The 15180-nt window shown below is 75.2% G+C and carries 16 protein-coding genes and 1 pseudogene; 12 read left to right on the top strand and 5 right to left on the bottom strand.

All coding sequences use genetic code 11. The features are described 5' to 3' along the window. Positions 1 to 755: class I SAM-dependent methyltransferase (locus tag B0E53_RS22265; RefSeq protein WP_107077838.1), on the bottom strand; the 755-nt coding region annotated here is incomplete at its 3' end. 247 nt (positions 756 to 1002) lie between these two features. Here B0E53_RS22265 and B0E53_RS22260 point away from each other — a divergent pair. The 5 genes from B0E53_RS22260 (at position 1003) to B0E53_RS37765 (ending at position 5752) form a co-directional block, all read left to right on the top strand. Continuing rightward, positions 1003 to 3282: an FAD-dependent oxidoreductase gene (locus tag B0E53_RS22260; protein ID WP_107077837.1), complete on the top strand. Its 2280-nt coding sequence runs from the start codon at positions 1003 to 1005 to the stop codon at positions 3280 to 3282. Further along, on the top strand, positions 3279 to 3599 hold the full coding sequence (locus B0E53_RS22255) for an antibiotic biosynthesis monooxygenase family protein (RefSeq protein WP_107077836.1): 321 nt from the start codon (positions 3279 to 3281) through the stop codon (positions 3597 to 3599). Before B0E53_RS22260 ends, B0E53_RS22255 begins: the two co-directional genes overlap by 4 nt. After that, positions 3596 to 4822 (top strand): cytochrome P450, encoded by a 1227-nt coding sequence (locus B0E53_RS22250; RefSeq protein ID WP_107077835.1) that lies wholly within the window; start codon positions 3596 to 3598, stop codon positions 4820 to 4822. Before B0E53_RS22255 ends, B0E53_RS22250 begins: the two co-directional genes overlap by 4 nt. 40 nt (positions 4823 to 4862) lie before the next feature. Further along, positions 4863 to 5528: a TcmI family type II polyketide cyclase gene (locus tag B0E53_RS22245; protein ID WP_107077834.1), complete on the top strand. Its 666-nt coding sequence runs from the start codon at positions 4863 to 4865 to the stop codon at positions 5526 to 5528. Positions 5529 to 5602: 74 nt separating this feature from the next. Then, entirely contained in the window at positions 5603 to 5752 is a 150-nt protein-coding gene (locus tag B0E53_RS37765) for a hypothetical protein (RefSeq protein ID WP_168215384.1), read from the top strand. 9 nt (positions 5753 to 5761) lie between these two features. Here B0E53_RS37765 and B0E53_RS37760 read toward each other — a convergent pair whose 3' ends face one another. Further along, on the bottom strand, positions 5762 to 5929 hold the full coding sequence (locus B0E53_RS37760) for a hypothetical protein (RefSeq protein WP_168215386.1): 168 nt from the start codon (positions 5927 to 5929) through the stop codon (positions 5762 to 5764). Between the two features lie 234 nt (positions 5930 to 6163). Here B0E53_RS37760 and B0E53_RS22235 point away from each other — a divergent pair, with 234 nt between their 5' ends. After that, a complete protein-coding gene (locus tag B0E53_RS22235) occupies positions 6164 to 6547 on the top strand; it encodes a DUF1622 domain-containing protein (RefSeq protein ID WP_107077832.1) in 384 nt (127 codons plus the stop codon). Between the two features lie 16 nt (positions 6548 to 6563). Here B0E53_RS22235 and ygiD read toward each other — a convergent pair whose 3' ends face one another. Beyond that, positions 6564 to 7433 carry a 4,5-DOPA dioxygenase extradiol gene (gene ygiD, locus B0E53_RS22230; protein ID WP_210406174.1) on the bottom strand — a complete coding sequence of 290 codons (870 nt, stop codon included), beginning with the start codon at positions 7431 to 7433 and terminating at the stop codon, positions 6564 to 6566. Between the two features lie 136 nt (positions 7434 to 7569). On the opposite strand from ygiD, the gene B0E53_RS22225 reads away from it, so the two are divergent. From B0E53_RS22225 to B0E53_RS22200, 6 genes are all read left to right on the top strand, one after another. Then, positions 7570 to 9645, top strand: coding sequence for a heavy metal translocating P-type ATPase (locus B0E53_RS22225; RefSeq protein WP_107077831.1), 2076 nt, complete (start codon positions 7570 to 7572; stop codon positions 9643 to 9645). 96 nt (positions 9646 to 9741) lie between these two features. Continuing rightward, on the top strand, positions 9742 to 10143 hold the full coding sequence (locus B0E53_RS22220) for a MerR family DNA-binding transcriptional regulator (protein ID WP_107077830.1): 402 nt from the start codon (positions 9742 to 9744) through the stop codon (positions 10141 to 10143). Between the two features lie 11 nt (positions 10144 to 10154). Further along, the gene (gene modA / locus B0E53_RS22215; RefSeq protein WP_210406175.1) at positions 10155 to 10919 is read left to right on the top strand and encodes a molybdate ABC transporter substrate-binding protein; all 765 of its coding nucleotides are present in this window, start codon (positions 10155 to 10157) and stop codon (positions 10917 to 10919) included. Further along, positions 10916 to 11716 (top strand): ABC transporter permease, encoded by an 801-nt coding sequence (locus tag B0E53_RS22210; protein ID WP_107077828.1) that lies wholly within the window; start codon positions 10916 to 10918, stop codon positions 11714 to 11716. The genes modA and B0E53_RS22210 overlap by 4 nt, the downstream gene beginning before the upstream one ends. Continuing rightward, positions 11713 to 12777, top strand: a complete 1065-nt coding sequence (locus tag B0E53_RS22205; RefSeq protein WP_210406173.1) for an ABC transporter ATP-binding protein — start codon at positions 11713 to 11715, stop codon at positions 12775 to 12777. Before B0E53_RS22210 ends, B0E53_RS22205 begins: the two co-directional genes overlap by 4 nt. Before the next feature lie 96 nt (positions 12778 to 12873). Further along, positions 12874 to 13152 (top strand): hypothetical protein, encoded by a 279-nt coding sequence (locus B0E53_RS22200; protein ID WP_107077827.1) that lies wholly within the window; start codon positions 12874 to 12876, stop codon positions 13150 to 13152. Between the two features lie 49 nt (positions 13153 to 13201). Here the strand turns inward: B0E53_RS22200 and B0E53_RS22195 are convergent, their stop codons facing one another. Together B0E53_RS22195 and B0E53_RS37755 are read right to left on the bottom strand one after the other, a co-directional pair. Beyond that, positions 13202 to 14950, bottom strand: coding sequence for a sulfatase (locus B0E53_RS22195; protein WP_107077826.1), 1749 nt, complete (start codon positions 14948 to 14950; stop codon positions 13202 to 13204). A gap of 31 nt (positions 14951 to 14981) precedes the next feature. Continuing rightward, positions 14982 to 15180 (bottom strand): annotated as a pseudogene (locus B0E53_RS37755) (hypothetical protein); the annotation flags it as partial.

Genomic DNA, 15180 nt, shown 5'->3' with positions numbered 1-15180 from the left:
CGTACGGCGGCCACGGCGGCGTCGCCGCCCCCGCGCCAGAGCACCCCGACCTCGGCGAAGCCGGCCGCGCGCAGGGCGTCGAGGTGCCAGGCCGCCGGCGGGTTCCACTCGGGGCTGTGCCCGGTCGGGTAGATCTGCTGCCGCTTCTCGACCAGCGGCCCGAGCACCGGGTCGGCGGCGGCTTGCGCCCACCAGTCCGCCCAGGACAGCGCGGCGCCCGCGCGGTGGCGGGCGTGCCGGCCCGCCCGGGCCCGCTCGGCGAGCCGGGTGGTGAGCGTGGGCAGCGCGTCGTCGGGCATGTGGTCGGCGTTGACGAACACCCCGCCCGGCCGCAGCACGTCACGGAGTTCGCGGTAGAGGGCGGTCAGGCGGGGGCCGTCCAGCCAGTGCAGGGCGGTGGCGGTGAGCACCGCGTCGTAGTCGCGGTGGGGGAGCGCCCGCGCCCAGTCGGTCTGGTTGAGGTCGGCGGTGACCACGGTGGCCCGGCCGGCGAGGGACGCCTCGGCGAGGGTGAGCAGGACCGGGTCCAGGTCGAGCACAGTGACCTCGGCGTCGGGCCGGCGGGCCAGCGCCCGCAGGCTGATCGAGCCGGTGCCCCCGGCGAGGTCGAGCAGGCGCGGCGGCCGGTCGCCGGCCACGGCCTCGGCGGCGTCGAGCAGCGCGGCGAAGCGGTGTTCCCGGTCCGGCAGGTACGCCTCCTGCTGCCGGTCCCAGCTTTCCTGCCATGCCCGCGCGTCCAGTGCGTAAGGAGTCATGCCGCTGACGATAGTTACCGAGCCGGCCACATGTCGAGGCTTGTTGCCAACCTTTTGCAATAACTGTGAGGCGGGTCGTAGCGGTGTCCCGTCCCCGCGGCGTCACCGGGCGGGGACCTGGCGGGGCTCGCCGGTGACGGCGGGTTGACGCGACCTCCGGCAGGGTCGCAGCGCGACGACGTGGTGGTCCGGGTGGCGCCGGCCGCGACAGCCCCACCGTCTCCCGCAGGCCGTCGAAGGGGACCTCATGATCAGGACGATGCTCCGGATGCGCGCGCGTCAGGGCTGCGAGCCCGCCGTGCGGTCCGCGTGGCGCACGGTCGCGGGGCGGATCGGCGGGCTGGCCGGCAACCTCCGGCACGAGCTGCTGCTCGACGCCCTGGACCCGCGCGGGTTCGTCGTCGTCACCGAGTGGGCCGACGAGGCGGCGCTGCGCGCGTACCGGGACGGGCCGGTGGCCGCCCGGCTGGCCGAGCTGGTCCGGCCGCTGACCGAGCCGGCCGGCCCGGCCGACTACCCGGTGCTGCGGGAGCACGGTACGGGCGACTCGACGGTCTACGTGGACGTCGAGCTGACCGTGCCGGCGCCCCGGCTCGCCGAGTTCCACCGCGGCTACCCGGAGGTCCGGGCGCGGATGGCCGGGATACCCGGGTACCGGCGCGAGCAACTGCTGCGCGAACCCGGGTCGGACGTGCACCACATTTTCGCCGAGTGGAACAGCGCGGCGGAGTTCCTCCGCTGGATCGCCGACCCGGCCCACGCCTCCGCGCAGGCCGGGCCGATCGCGCCGTTCCTTCTCGACATCCGGCGCCGCCTGTTCCACGTCGTGCCCGACGAGGGCGGCAGGCGACAACCCACCACGGGCAGGGAGGCCGACGTGCACAGGGAAACGGACGTAGTCGTCGTCGGGGCGGGGCCCGCCGGGCTGACCGCCGCCGTCGAGCTGGCCCGGCGGGGCGTCGACTGCCGGGTGATCGACAAGCTGGCCACCCCGGCCGGCCAGGCCGACAAGGCGATCGGCGTGCACTGCCGCACCATGGAGATCTGGGAAGAGCAGGGCGTCGTCCGGGAGGCCATGGACGCCGGTATCTGGCTGACCGGCAACATGGTCTTCGTCAACGGGGTGGAGACCCACCGGATGAGCTGGGAGCTGCCCGGCCTGCCGTACGCGCACCTCGGCCTGCCACAGTACGAGACCGAGCGCATCCTCACCGCCCGGCTGGCCACCCTCGGGGTACGCCCGCAGCGCGGCGCCGAGCTGGTCGACTTCACCCAGGACGGCGACGGCGTGACGGCCACCGTCACCACCGCCGACGGCGGCACCGAGACGGTCCGCGCGAAGTACCTGGTCGGCTGCGACGGCGCGCACAGCCGCGTGCGGGAACTGCTCGGGCTCACCTTCACCGGCGGGCTGGGCCGGTTCCCCCAGCTGTTCATGCTCGGCGACGTCGACGTGGACTGGGACATGCCCGACGGTCACCTGCTGCGGTTCCTGCACGAGACCGACGGCCGGATGGACGGCATGCTGGTCTGCGTCCCGTTGCGCGGCGAGCGCCGGTACCGGATCGCCACCCTGGCACCGCCCCGCTTCTTCGCGCAGACCGGCGGGCAGGACGCCCCGCCCGGGTTCAGCGCGGAGCTGGGCGCGCCGACCCTGGCCGACGTCCAGGTCGCCCTCGACCACCTCGCCCCGCCCGGCACCCGCGCCTCGAACCTGCGCTGGTCGTCGGTGTTCCGGATCAGCCACGGCATCGTGGACCGCTACCGCGACGGCCGGGTGTTCGTGGTCGGCGACGCGGCCCACCTGCACCCGCCGGCCGGCGGCCAGGGCATGAACACCGGGATCCAGGACGCCTGGAACCTGGCCTGGAAGCTGGCCCTGGCGGTACGCGGGATCGCCGCGCCCGGCCTGCTGGACAGCTACGAGACCGAGCGGCGGCCGGAGGGCGAGGAGATCGTCGGCCGTGCCGTGCGGATGGCGTTCACCGACGAGCTGGACCGCGAGGACCTCAAGCGGCAGTTCCTCCAGGAGATGTCCATGCTGCTCAGCTACGCGAGCAGCCCGCTGGTCGGCGAGTGCGTGTCCGATCCGGACGCGCTGGGCGAGGCCCCCCGTCCGGGCGACCGCGCCCCCGACGTGGACGGGCTGCTGCGGCGCGGAGTCGGCCACCCGCTGCGGCTGCGCGACCTGACCCGCGGCACCCGCCACACGCTGCTGCTCTACTCCGACGCGTCGGCCGACGAGGCGGCGCTGGGCGCCATCGCCGAGCTCTGCGCCGACGTGCGGCGGCAGGCGGCCGGGGAGGTCGACGCGTACCTGCTGCTCAGTCCGGACGCCGGCGAGCCGCGGCTGCTCGACCCGCCGACGGTGTGCGACGCCGACGGCCGGTTCCGCGCCGCGTACGGGCTGACCGGCACCGGGCTGTACCTGGTCCGCCCGGACGGGCACGTCGGCTTCCGCAGCCAGCCGGTCGACGCCGACGCGCTCCGCAAACACCTGCACCTGGTGTTCGGGGGTGCCCGGTGACCAGGGTGCGGACCGTGCTCGCCATGCGCACCCGGGAGGGCTGCGAGGAGCGCTTCGAGTCGGAGTGGCGCAGCGCGGCCGAGGAGATCCGCACGCTCGACGGCTGCCTGCACCAGGACCTGGTCCGCGACGCCGACGACCCGCGCAGCTACCTGATCATCAGCGACTGGGCGGACCGCGAGCGGCTCGACGCCTTCGGCCGCAGCGAGCACCGGGACCGGCTGCTGCGCATCATCCGCGAGCTGCGTGAATCCGCGCAGCGGCACACCTACCAGGTGCTGCACAGCGTGGGCAGCGCACCCGAGGAGGACCGATGACCGAGGACGCCGTTCCGGCGAGCGAGCTCTACACCGACGGGTTCGCCGCCGACCCCTACCCGACCTTTGCCCGGCTGCGCACCGACCGGCCGGTGTGCCCGGTCAGCTCCCCGCGCTTCGACTCCTGGCTGATCACCCGCTTCGACGACGCGCGGGCGGCGCTCACCGACCCGCGGCTGTCCAAGGACCTCTACGGTCCCGGCCAGCACTACCTGCGGATCTTCGGGCCGAACTCCGAGGGCTTGAACCGCAACATGCTCAACTCGGACCCGCCGGAGCACACCCGGCTGCGCCGGGTCGTGTCCCAGGCGTTCGCGCCCCGGCGGATCGAGGCGCTGCGGCCGCGGGTGGCGCAGGTCGTCGACCACCTGATCGACAAGATGCTCCCGCAGGGCCAGGCCGAGCTGATGCACGATTTCGCCATCCCGCTGCCCATGACGGTCATCTGCGAGCTGCTCGGCGTGCCGCCGGAGGACCACGACCGGGTGCTCGACTGGACCCAGGTGATCCGCACCTCCGGCTCGACCCGGCGGCCGCCGCAGGAGGAGCGGGCGGCCGTCCAGGAGGCCCAGCTGCGGCTGCACCACTACTTCGCCGACCTCGTACGCGCCAAGCGCGACGACCCGGCCGACGACATCATCGGGGCGCTGATCGACGCGGTCGACCGCGACGGGACGCTCTCCGAGGCGGAGCTGGTCACCACCACGTTCCTGCTGGTGTTCGCCGGGCACCAGACCACCGCGGACTTCCTCGGCAACGCGATGCTCGCCCTGCTCACCCATCCCGAGCAGCTTGAGATGCTGCGCGCCACGCCCCAGCTGCTGCCGGCGGCGATCGAGGAGCTGCTCCGGTTCGACGGCCCGCTGCCGGTGGCCAGCCCGCGGATCGCCACCGAGGACGTCGAGTACCAGGGGGTGTGCATCCCCCAGGGGTCGATCGTCGGCGTGGCGATCAACGCGGCGAACCACGACCCCGCCCACTTCACCGACCCCGACCGGCTGGACCTGCGCCGGGTCCGCGGCCCGCACCTGGGCTTCGGGCACGGCGTGCACTACTGCCTCGGCGTCTCGCTGGCCCGGATGGAGGCGCAGATCGCGCTCGCCGCGCTGCTGCGCCGCCTGCCCGGGCTGCGGCTCGGCGTGCCCCTCGACGAGGTCCGCCGGCTGCCGGCCGCGTCGCCGTTCCGCGGCCTGCTGGAGCTGCCGATCACCTTCGCCTCCTGAGCCTCCCGCCCGCCCACTCGAACCCAACCAAGGAGCAGCCATGGTCTTCCGGAACGTGATCGTCTGCCACATGGTCCCCGGCAGCGACAAGATCGTCGGGGACGTCTTCGGCCACTACGACCAGGCCACCCGACCCCAGGACCTCGGGGTCATCGGGCGCATCCTGCTGTCCCACCACGACCTGTACATCCACGTCATCGAGCGCGAGCAGGACCCGCGGATCTCCGGCCAGACCCGGGGGCTGCCCGCGTTCCAGAAGATCGCCGAGGCCATCGGCCCGTACGTGACCCCGTACCCGCGCTACTGGAAGAACCCGTCCGACTCGGTCGCCAAGGAGTTCTACCACTGGGCCCCCGAGGGGGAGCCGCCCACGGACACCACGCTGACCGTGATCGTCGGGCGGATCAAGCCCGGCGCCGAACCGGACGTGGCGCGGGTCTTCGGCGAGTCCGACGCCGGCTCGCTGCCGACCGAGCTGGGCGTCACCGGGCGCTGGCTCTACTCGATCGACGACGTCTACGTGCACCTGCTCGAACAGGAGACGTCGGCGGCCGAGGCGACCCGGAACAACCACGACGCCAAGCCGGTCTTCGCCAAGGTCATGCAGGACCTCGCCCCCTACGTGAGCCCGTACCGGCCGGAGGAGTGGCACGGCCCGCAGGACTCGGTGGCCACGGTGTTCTACCGCTGGCAGGCCGAGGACTGAGCCGCGCGGCGGGGGCGTCGGAGGGCGCTCCCGCCGCTCGCCCGGAACCGGCGACGTCTGGGACCCAGTGGGACATGTTCCTGGCGCTGGTCGGCGCGATCACCTCGCTGGCGCTGCCCAGCCGCCCGCACGACCGTCAGTTGCCGGCCCCCGCGCCGGCCGCCACCCCGGGCTCCGCCGCCGACGTCCCGGTGGCCGGGACCGGCCTGTCGCCGGAACCCTGAGCGGAAGGCTCACTCGTCGCCGACGTTCTCCGTCTCGCCGTCGTGCTCGTACCGGGGCGTCAGGTGCTCGTCGGGCTGCGGCGCCTGGGCCAGGTTGTGGTGAGGGTCGCCGTCCGCCGAGTACAGGACGTCGTCGGTCTTCTTGGTCTTCTCCCGGTCCTCTTCCGGCTCCGTCACGTCCGCTCCTCGCCAGGTGCCGTCGAAGACCGCCCGCCGGTGGGCGGGACGGTCCGGTCCGATTTCCACCCTAGGCGGGGCGGCGGGCGGTGGTAGGCGAATGCCGGCGAGGCCCGCCGTCCGGGCGGGCTCGGGCGAAAGTCGCCCGCCGGCAGCGGTGATGCGACAGGGTGGTGCTGCGGACGGCCCGCGCGGGGCCGGCGCGGGGTGCCACCGGCGGTACGGGGGTGTCGGGTGCCGACCAGGGAGATCATCCAGCGCGTCGGCACGTTCCTGGACCTGGCCGGGGTGCTGGTCATCGCGGTCGGCGTCGCGGTCGCCTCGGTCGTCTTCGTGCTGCGCTGGTGGCGCACCCGGCAGGTCGTCGACCACTACCGGGCGTACCGGCAGGGGGTTGGCCGGGCCATCCTGCTCGGCCTGGAGCTCCTGGTCGCCGGGGACATCATCCGGACCGTGGCGGTCTCGCCCACCTTCACCAGCGTCGGGGTACTGGCGCTGATCGTGGCGGTCCGGACGTTCCTCAGCATCTCGCTGCAGGTGGAGCTGGACGGCCGCTGGCCGTGGCAGGGCAAGGTCCCGGTCGGCGGCTCGGGCGTGGCGTCCCGGCCGGAGCGCTGAGCACCCGGGCAGCCGCTCAGATGTTGGCGGAGTCCGCCGGCACCCCGCCCGGCAGCGACGGCGCGCCGCCCGGCGGCTGCTCGCCCCGGCAGCGCAGCCCGAGGGTGTACGCGGTCATCGACAGCGACCCGTACGCGTACCCGTCGACCAGCACGTCGGGGCGGTCCCCGGCGGCGCCGGCCAGCCCGGCCAGGTAGAGCAGCGGGATGAAGTGGTCCGGGGTCGGCACCGCGAGGCCGAAGTCCCGGTGCCCGTCCAGCCGGGCCGCCTCGGTCGGCGCGTCCTGGACCGTCTCCCGGGCGGCGTCGTCGAAGCGGCGCGCCCAGTCGAAGCCCTCGTCGGTCAGGCGCGGGTCGACCCCGCCCAGGTTGTGCACCACGTTGCCGCTGGCCACCACCAGCACGCCGCGCTCGCGCAGCGGGGCGAGCCGGGCGCCGAGGTCGAGGTGGTAGTCGAACGGCTTGAACGCGTTGATGCTGAGCTGTACCACCGGGATGTCGGCCTCGGGGAACGCGTGGGTCAGCACCGACCAGGTGCCGTGGTCGATGCCCCAGGAGTCCAGGTCGGCGCCGACCCAGGTGGGGTGCACCACGTCGCTGACCTCCTCGGCCAGCTCCGGCAGCCCGGGCGCCGGGTAGCGCACGTCGAAGAGTTGCCGTGGGAAGCCGTAGAAGTCGTGGATGGTGCGCGGCCGGGGCATCGCGGTGACCGCGGTGGCGCCGATGTACCAGTGCGCGGAGACCACCAGGATGGCCCGGGGCCGGGGCACCGACCGGCCGAACTCCCGCCAGGCGGCGGTGTAGCGGTTGACCTCCAGCGCGTTCATCGGGTTGCCGTGCCCGAAGAACGCTGCCGGCAGCACCGTCTGGGTGTTCTGCTCGCTCATCTCGCTCCCCGGGCCGGCCGTGCCCCGAGGCTAACCCGCAGGCCCCTCGCCTGTCCGGCCACCGGTCGTGCCGGGCCGAGCCGGGAGTTGGCACATACCCCCTAGGGGTATAAGGTGGCGGCGGAGGTGGAGTTCGATGGAACACGAACACGGGCACCACGGCGCGAGCCACGACGAGCACGCCGGGCACGACATGCACGCCGGGCACGACAAGCACGCGGGGCACGACCCCGAGCAGTTCCGCCGCAAGTTCTGGCTGAGCCTGGCGTTGACCGTGCCGATCGTGCTGACCAGCCACATGGTCATGGACTGGCTCGGCTACTCGCTGGACTTCCCGGGCGTCCGCTGGGTCGGCCCGGTCCTGGGCACGGTCGTCTTCTGGTACGGCGGCTGGCCCTTCCTGGTCGGCGGCGTCCGCGAGGTGCGCGACCGGGCGCCCGGCATGATGCTGCTGATCTCGATGGCGATCACCGTCGCGTACCTGGCCTCGCTGGCCACCAGCCTCGACCTGTTCGACCTGGACTTCTGGTGGGAGCTGGCCGCCCTGGTCACCATCATGCTGCTCGGCCACTGGCAGGAGATGAAGGCGATCGGGCAGGCCCAGGGCGCCCTGGCGGCGCTCGCCGCGCTGCTGCCCGACGACGCCGAACGCCTCGACGAGTCCGGTGCCGTGCACCGGGTGCCGGTGGCCGACCTGCGGGTCGGCGACCTGGTGCTGGTCCGCTCCGGTGGCCGGGTACCCGCCGACGGCCGGATCGTCGACGGCGCCGCCGAACTGGACGAGTCGATGATCACCGGGGAGTCCCGGCCGGTGCCGCGCGCCGTCGGGGACCGGGTGGTCGCCGGCACGGTGGCCACCGACTCCGCCCTGCGGGTACGCGTCGAGGCCGTCGGCGAGGACACCGCGCTCGCCGGCATCGGCCGCCTCGTCGCCCAGGCGCAGTCCTCCGGCGGGCGCGCCCAGGTGCTCGCCGACCGGTTCGCGGCGCTGCTGTTCTACGTCGCGGCCCTCGTCGGCCTGGCCACCTTCGTGGCCTGGCTGCTGCTCGGCAACACCGACCAGGCCGTGATCCGGACCGTGACGGTGCTGGTGATCGCCTGCCCGCACGCCCTCGGGCTGGCCATCCCGCTCGTCGTGGCGCTCTCCACGGCGCTCTCCGCGCGCGCCGGCATCCTGGTGAAGGACCGGCTCGCCCTGGAACGGATGCGCACCGTCGACGCGGTGCTGTTCGACAAGACCGGCACCCTCACGAAGGGGCGGCACACCCTGACCGGGGTGGCCGCCACGGGCGGGCTGGACGACGACGGCGCGCTGCGCCTCGCCGGCGCGGTCGAGGCGGACAGCGAGCACCCGCTCGCCCGGGCGCTGGTCACCGCCGCCCAGGATCGGGGCCTGCGGGCGGCGGCCCGGGACTTCCGCTCGCTGACCGGCCGGGGCGTACGCGCCACGGTGGACGGCGCCGACTGGGCGGTGGGCGGCCCGGCCCTGCTGCGCGAGCTGGGCACCGACGTCCCCGCCGAGCTGACCCGGGCGGCGGAGGGCTGGTCCCGGCGGGGTGCCGCGGTGCTGCACCTGGTCCGGCTGCCCGGAGGCGGCCGCCCCGAGGTGGTCGGCGCGTTCGCCCTCGAGGACGAGGTCCGCCCCGAGGCGCGCGCGGCCATCGCCGAACTGCGCGAGCAGGGGGTGAAGAAGATCGTCATGATCACCGGGGACGCCCAGCCGGTGGCCGAGGCGGTCGCCGCCGACCTGGGCTTCCGTCCCGGCGTGGACGAGGTCTTCGCCGAGGTCCTCCCCGCCGACAAGGACAAGGCCGTGACCGAACTCCAGTCCCGCGGGCTGACCGTGGCGATGGTCGGCGACGGGGTCAACGACGCCCCGGCCCTCGCCCGCGCCGACGTGGGCGTGGCCATCGGCGCCGGCACCGACGTGGCGATCGAGTCCGCCGGGGTGGTGCTGGCCAGCTCCGACCCGCGTGGGGTCACCGGCGTGATCCGGCTGTCCCGGGCGTCGTACCGGAAGATGCGGCAGAACCTGGCCTGGGCGGCCGGCTACAACGTGGTGGCCATCCCGCTCGCGGCCGGCGTGCTGGCCTGGGCGGGCGTCGCGCTCAGCCCGGCGGTGGGCGCGGTGCTGATGTCCGCCTCCACCATCGTGGTGGCGCTCAACGCCCAGCTGCTCCGCCGGGTCCGGCTCACCCCGGCAGACGACTGACCCACCGCAGCTACGACCGGCCCGGCACCTCGCACCTGGCGGATGCGAGGGGCCGGGCCGCTTCACACCCGCACCTGCGGCCGCTAGGGTGGCCGCGTGACGGTGTTCCGGATCGGCGAGGCCGCCGAACTGCTCGGGGTCAGCGCGGACACGGTCCGCCGCTGGATCGACGCCGGGCGGCTGCCGGCCACCCGCGACGAGCACGGCCACCGGGTGCTCGACGGGGCCGACGTGGCCGCGTTCGTCCGCGCCCCGGGCCACCCCGAGCTCTCCTCGGCCCGCAACCGGCTGCGCGGCATCGTCACCGCCGTCGTCAAGGACACCGTGATGGCCCAGGTCGACATACAGGCCGGGCCGTTCCGGATCGTGTCGCTGATGAGCCGCGAGGCGGTCGACGACCTCGACCTCCAGGTCGGCTCGGTCGCCGTCGCCGTGATCAAGTCGACCACCGTCGTGGTGGAGCGCGCGCCCGCGCCGAAGGGAAGGACCAGCCCGTGACCGTACGGTGGATCCGCGCCGCCCTGGCCGGGGTGGCCGCGCTGAGCCTGTCCCTGGCCGGCTGCGGCGCCGGCGACGAGGCGACCGCCGACACGGGCGGCACGGTGACCGTGTTCGCCGCCGCCTCGCTCACCGAGACCTTCACGAAGCTCGGCAAGGACTTCGAGTCCGCCCACCCCGGTACCCGGGTCGTCCTCAACTTCGCCGGCAGTTCGGCGCTCGCCACCCAGATCACGCAGGGAGCGCCGGCCGACGTGTTCGCGGCCGCCTCGCCGGCCACCATGAAGACCGTCACCGACGCGGGTGACGTCGCCGGGGCGCCCGCCGTCCTGGTCCGCAACCAGCTCGTCATCGCCGTACCGGAGGGCAACCCGGACCGGGTCGGTGGCCTGGCCGAGCTGGCCCGCCCGGGGAGGAAGGTGGCGCTCTGCGCCGAGCAGGTGCCGTGCGGCGCGGCGGCGAAGAACGCCCTCGACGCGGCCGGCGTGCGGCTCACCCCGGCCACCCTGGAGCAGGACGTCAAGGGCGCCCTGGCGAAGGTGAAGCTCGGCGAGGTCGACGCGGCGCTGGTCTACCGCACCGACGTGCGCGCCGCCGCCGGGCTGGCCGCCGTCGAGTTCCCCGAGTCCGCCCGGGCCGTCAACGACTACCCGATCGTGGTGCTGAAGCACGCCGGCAACCCGGACGGGGCCCGCGCCTTCGTCGACCACGTCCGCTCCGACGCCGGCCTGGCCGTGCTCACCGCCGCCGGCTTCCAGGCCCCGCCGAGCCGGTGACCCGACCCGCGCGCCGCCGGCAGCGGGTGCCGCTGGCCCTGCTGCTTCCCGCCGGTCTCGGGCTGCTCTTCCTCGTCCTGCCGCTGGCCGGGCTGCTGGTCCGGGCGCCCTGGACCACGCTGCCCCGGCGGCTGGCCCAGCCCGGCGTGCTCACCGCCCTGCGGCTGTCCCTGGAGACCGCCACGGCCGCCACGCTGCTCTGCGTCGCGCTCGGCGTACCCCTGGCCTGGCTGCTGGCCCGGGTCGAGTTCCCGGGCCGGCGGCTGGTCCGCGCGCTGGTCACCGTGCCGCTCGTGCTGCCGCCGGTGGTCGGCGGGGTGGCGCTGCTGCTGGTCTTCGGCCGGCGCGGGCTGCTCGGGTCCTGGCTGGACGCCACCTTCGGGGTGACCCTGCCGTTCACCACCGCCGGGGTGGTGCTGGCCGAGGCGTTCGTCGCCATGCCCTTCCTGGTGATCGCCGTCGAGGGCGCGCTGCGCGGCGCCGACGCCCGCTACGAGGAGGCGGCGGCCACCCTCGGCGCCGGCCGCTGGACCACCTTCACCCGGATCACGCTGCCGCTGGTCGCCCCCGGGGTGGCGGCCGGCGCGGTGCTCTGCTGGGCCCGCGCGCTCGGCGAGTTCGGCGCCACCATCACCTTCGCCGGCAACTATCCGGGGCGGACGCAGACCATGCCGCTCGCCGTCTACCTGGCCCTGGAGACCGACGTGCAGGCCGCCATCGTGCTCAGCCTCATCCTGCTCACCGTCTCCGTGGCCATCCTGGCCGGGCTGCGCGACCGCTGGGTCGGTGTGACGTGAGCACCACCCCGCCCCTGCTCGACGCGCACCTGGTCGCCGACCGGGGCGCCTTCCACCTCGACGCGCGGCTGCGCATCGGGGCCGGGGAGGTGGTGGCGCTGCTCGGCCCGAACGGGGCCGGCAAGACCACCGCGCTGCGGGCCCTCGCCGGGCTGCACCCGCTCAGCGCCGGGCACCTCACCCTCGACGGCGTCGACCTCGACCGCCCCGACCGGCGGGTGTGGACCCCGCCCGAGCGGCGTCGGGTCGGCGTGGTGTTCCAGGACTACCTGCTCTTCCCGCACCTCAGCGCGCTGGACAACGTGGCGTTCGGGCCGCGTCGCCGGGGCGCCGACCGGCGGGCCGCCCGGGCCCGGGCGCAGGGCTGGCTGGACCGGGTCGGCCTGAGCGGGCAGGCCCGGCACAAGCCGCGCCAGCTCTCCGGCGGGCAGGCCCAGCGGGTCGCGCTGGCCCGCGCGCTCGCCGTCGAGCCCACCCTGCTGCTGCTCGACGAGCCGCTCGCCGCGCTCGACGCCCGGACCCGGCTCGACACCCGCGCCGAACTCCAGCGGCACCTCGGCGCGCACCCCGGCGCCACCCTGCTGGTCACCCACGACCCCCTGGACGCCCTGGTGCTCGCCGACCGGCTGGTCATCGTCGAGCAGGGGCGGGTGGTCCAGGAGGGCGACGCGGCGACCGTCACGGCCCGCCCCCGCACCGACTACGTGGCCCGGCTGGTCGGGCTCAACCTGCACCGCGGGCACGCCGACGGGCACGCCGTGACGGTCGGCGGGCTCACCCTCACCACCGCGGACACCGTACGCGGGGAGGCGTTCGTCGCCTTCCCGCCGGCCGCCGTCGCGCTGCACCCGGCCCGCCCGGACGGCAGCCCGCGCAACGTCTGGGCGGCCACCGTGACCGGGGTGCAGCGGCACGGCGACAACCTGCGGGTCCAGCTCGCCGGGCCGGTCGCCGTGGCCGCTGACGTCACCCCCGCCGCGGCGGCCCACCTGGGGCTGCGCCCCGGCCAGCCGGTCTGGGCGGCGGTCAAGGCCGCGGAGACCCGGGCGTACCCGGCGTGACGCACGCCGCTGGCCGGTCCACCGTCCCCGGTGGGAGGTTTGATCCCGGCCCACCCGGTCACTGAACGGGGGGAGTACCACGAAGGGGGGAACGGGGTGCCCGAGACGACACCTTTCCGGTCCAGTCAGGACGCCGTCCTGCCGGACGACGTCACGGATCCGCTGCTGTGGCGGGCCGCGTACGACGTGGCCGCCGCGCACCAGCCCGACGCCACGGGACGCTGTCCCAGCCTGCTCTGTGCCGGGCGGGGCGCACCGTGCGAGCCGATGGTCAACGCGCGGCGGGCGATGCGGCTGGCGCGGGGCGGCGCGCGGCGCGCCGGGTTCCGGGAGAGCACCGGCCGGACGGCCCGCGACCGGCGTCGGGCGGCCTGAGCCGGTCGGGGACGGCCCGCACGCCGTGTCCCTTGGGAAGTCGGTCGGGTCAGTGGGGCGGGGAGAAGGCGGCGAGGAAGCGGTCCCGGAAGGTGTCCATCCGCCACACCGGGGCCTGCGGGCCGGGGCGCAGCCCGTCCTGCCAGCCCCAGCCGGCGACCCGGTCCAGCACGGCCGGGTCCTTCGCCACGATGGTGATCGGCACGTCCCGGCCGGCGCCCTCGCCGGTCACCGAGGCGTTCGGCTGGTGGTCGCCCAGGAAGACCAGCACCAGGTCGTCCCCGCCGTAGGTCAGCACGTACGACACCAGGGTGCCGAGGCTGTACTCGATGGAGTGCCGGTAGTCGTCGCGGACCTGGGCGGTGTCCCGCTGCACCACGTCCCGGCTGCCGCCGGTGCTGGTGGACGCCGTGTGGAAGATGCTGCCGTCGCCCACCGCGTCCCAGGGCACCGGCTTCGGGATCGCCGACCAGGGGGAGTGGCTGGAGACCAGCGGGATCTCCGCCATCAGCGGGGCGTGCGGCCGGTCCCGCTCCAGCCGCTGGAAGGTGGCCAGGGTGTACTGATCGGGCATCGGCGCGTAGCTGAACTTCGGGCCCTGGTAGGCCAGCCGCTCCGCGTCGTAGTACCGGTCGTAGCCGAAGAACCTCCCCTCCGGCCAGGGTTGGGTGGCGGCCGGCAGCACCCCGACGGTCTGCCAGCCGGCCCGGTGGAACGCGCCGTTGAGGGTGAGCCGGTCCCCGGCCAGCAGGTCCCGGTGGCGCTGGTCGTTGTCGATCCACAGGCCGGAGAGCAGGGTGGCGTGGGCCAGCCAGCTGCCGCCGCCGAAGGTGGGCGAGGTGAGGAAGCCGCTGCGGGCGTCGTAGCCGGCGGCGCGCAGCCGCCGGTAGCCGTCGTCCAGGACCGCGTTCACGCCCGGCGCGAGCGCGGGGTCCTCCACCGCGTCCCGGCCGTAGCTCTCCACGAACGTGACCAGCACGTCCTTGCCGCGCAGTCCGGTCAGCAGCCGGTCGCCCGGCACGTCCCGGTACGCGTCGGCCGTCATCTCCCCGGCGAACGCGGCGCGGTCGCGCAGGCCGGCCCGCACCTGGCCGGCGTGCGACGCCACCAGGGTGGTCGCCGTCCGGTCGGCGACCGGCACGCCGGCGGCCAGGCGTACCCCGAACAGGGCGCAGCCCACCCAGAGCACGGCCAGGGCGGCGACCACCCGGACCGCACCGGTGCGGTGCCGCGCCAGGAGCCGGGCCAGCCGCCGCACGGCGAGCGCCACGAGCACCGGCAGGCCGACCACGAGCAGCGCCACCCCGACCGCCGCGGCGACCGCGCCGGCCCGGCCGACCGAGTCGGTGAGGTAGCCGAAGCCGTCGTCGAGCAGCCCCCAGTCGAGCAGCACGTCGAACGGCCGGTCCCGCGCCACGGAGAAGCCCGTGTCCAGCAGCTTGACCACGGCCAGCAGGCCCAGCACCAGACCGAGCGCCACGGCGACCGGCCGGCGGGCCCGGGCCGGCAGGACGAGCAGCAGCGCCGCCGCGACCAGGGCCTCCACCGGGATCCGCAGCACGGCGCCGGGCCCGACCTCGGCCATCCGGTCCGGCGCGACCAGCGCCGCCACCACCAGCAGCACGGCCAGTCCGGTCAGGACCGCGCCGGCCACCCGACGGGTACGCGAGGCGGTCCGCGCCGGGTCGGCGGTGCCTGTGTCGGACATCGTCGCGTCGCCCGGTGGCGTGGACGCCCCGGTGTCCAGGGTGGGGGTGGCCGGCCGGGCCGGCCGGCGGAGACGGATGCGCAGTGACACGGCGGCGTCCTTCGACGAGGGGAGGGCTGGGTCAGGCCGGCTGGTGGGCGACGATCCGGACGGCGACCGGCAGCGGAAGCGCGGTCGATCCGACGCCCAGCGGGGGCAGGGCGGTCGCGGCGGGTCCGACGCCCGGGGCGGGGAGCGCGGTCGCGGCGAGGCGGAGATCCAGCGCGGGCAGGGCGGGCGCGGCGGCGGGTGCGGCCACCGCGACGACCTCGACGGCCGGG

Origin of the sequence: Micromonospora sp. MH33, assembly GCF_003013775.1 — a bacterium.
In the GTDB taxonomy this organism is placed as follows: Bacteria; Actinomycetota; Actinomycetes; order Mycobacteriales; family Micromonosporaceae; genus Micromonospora; species Micromonospora fulviviridis.
Note: the sequence above shows the minus strand (reverse complement) of the source record. Positions and strands in the feature narration are given on the sequence as shown.

Bases quoted from the DNA above. Each gene is read 5' to 3' on its own strand.
- ygiD (WP_210406174.1), bottom strand. From the start codon at position 7,433: ATGAGCGAGCAGAACACCCAGACGGTGCTGCCGGCAGCGTTCTTCGGG.
- B0E53_RS22250 (WP_107077835.1), top strand. From the start codon at position 3,596: ATGACCGAGGACGCCGTTCCGGCGAGCGAGCTCTACACCGACGGGTTC.
- B0E53_RS22225 (WP_107077831.1), top strand. From the start codon at position 7,570: ATGGAACACGAACACGGGCACCACGGCGCGAGCCACGACGAGCACGCC.
- B0E53_RS37765 (WP_168215384.1), top strand. From the start codon at position 5,603: ATGTTCCTGGCGCTGGTCGGCGCGATCACCTCGCTGGCGCTGCCCAGC.
- B0E53_RS22245 (WP_107077834.1), top strand. From the start codon at position 4,863: ATGGTCTTCCGGAACGTGATCGTCTGCCACATGGTCCCCGGCAGCGAC.
- B0E53_RS22260 (WP_107077837.1), top strand. From the start codon at position 1,003: ATGATCAGGACGATGCTCCGGATGCGCGCGCGTCAGGGCTGCGAGCCC.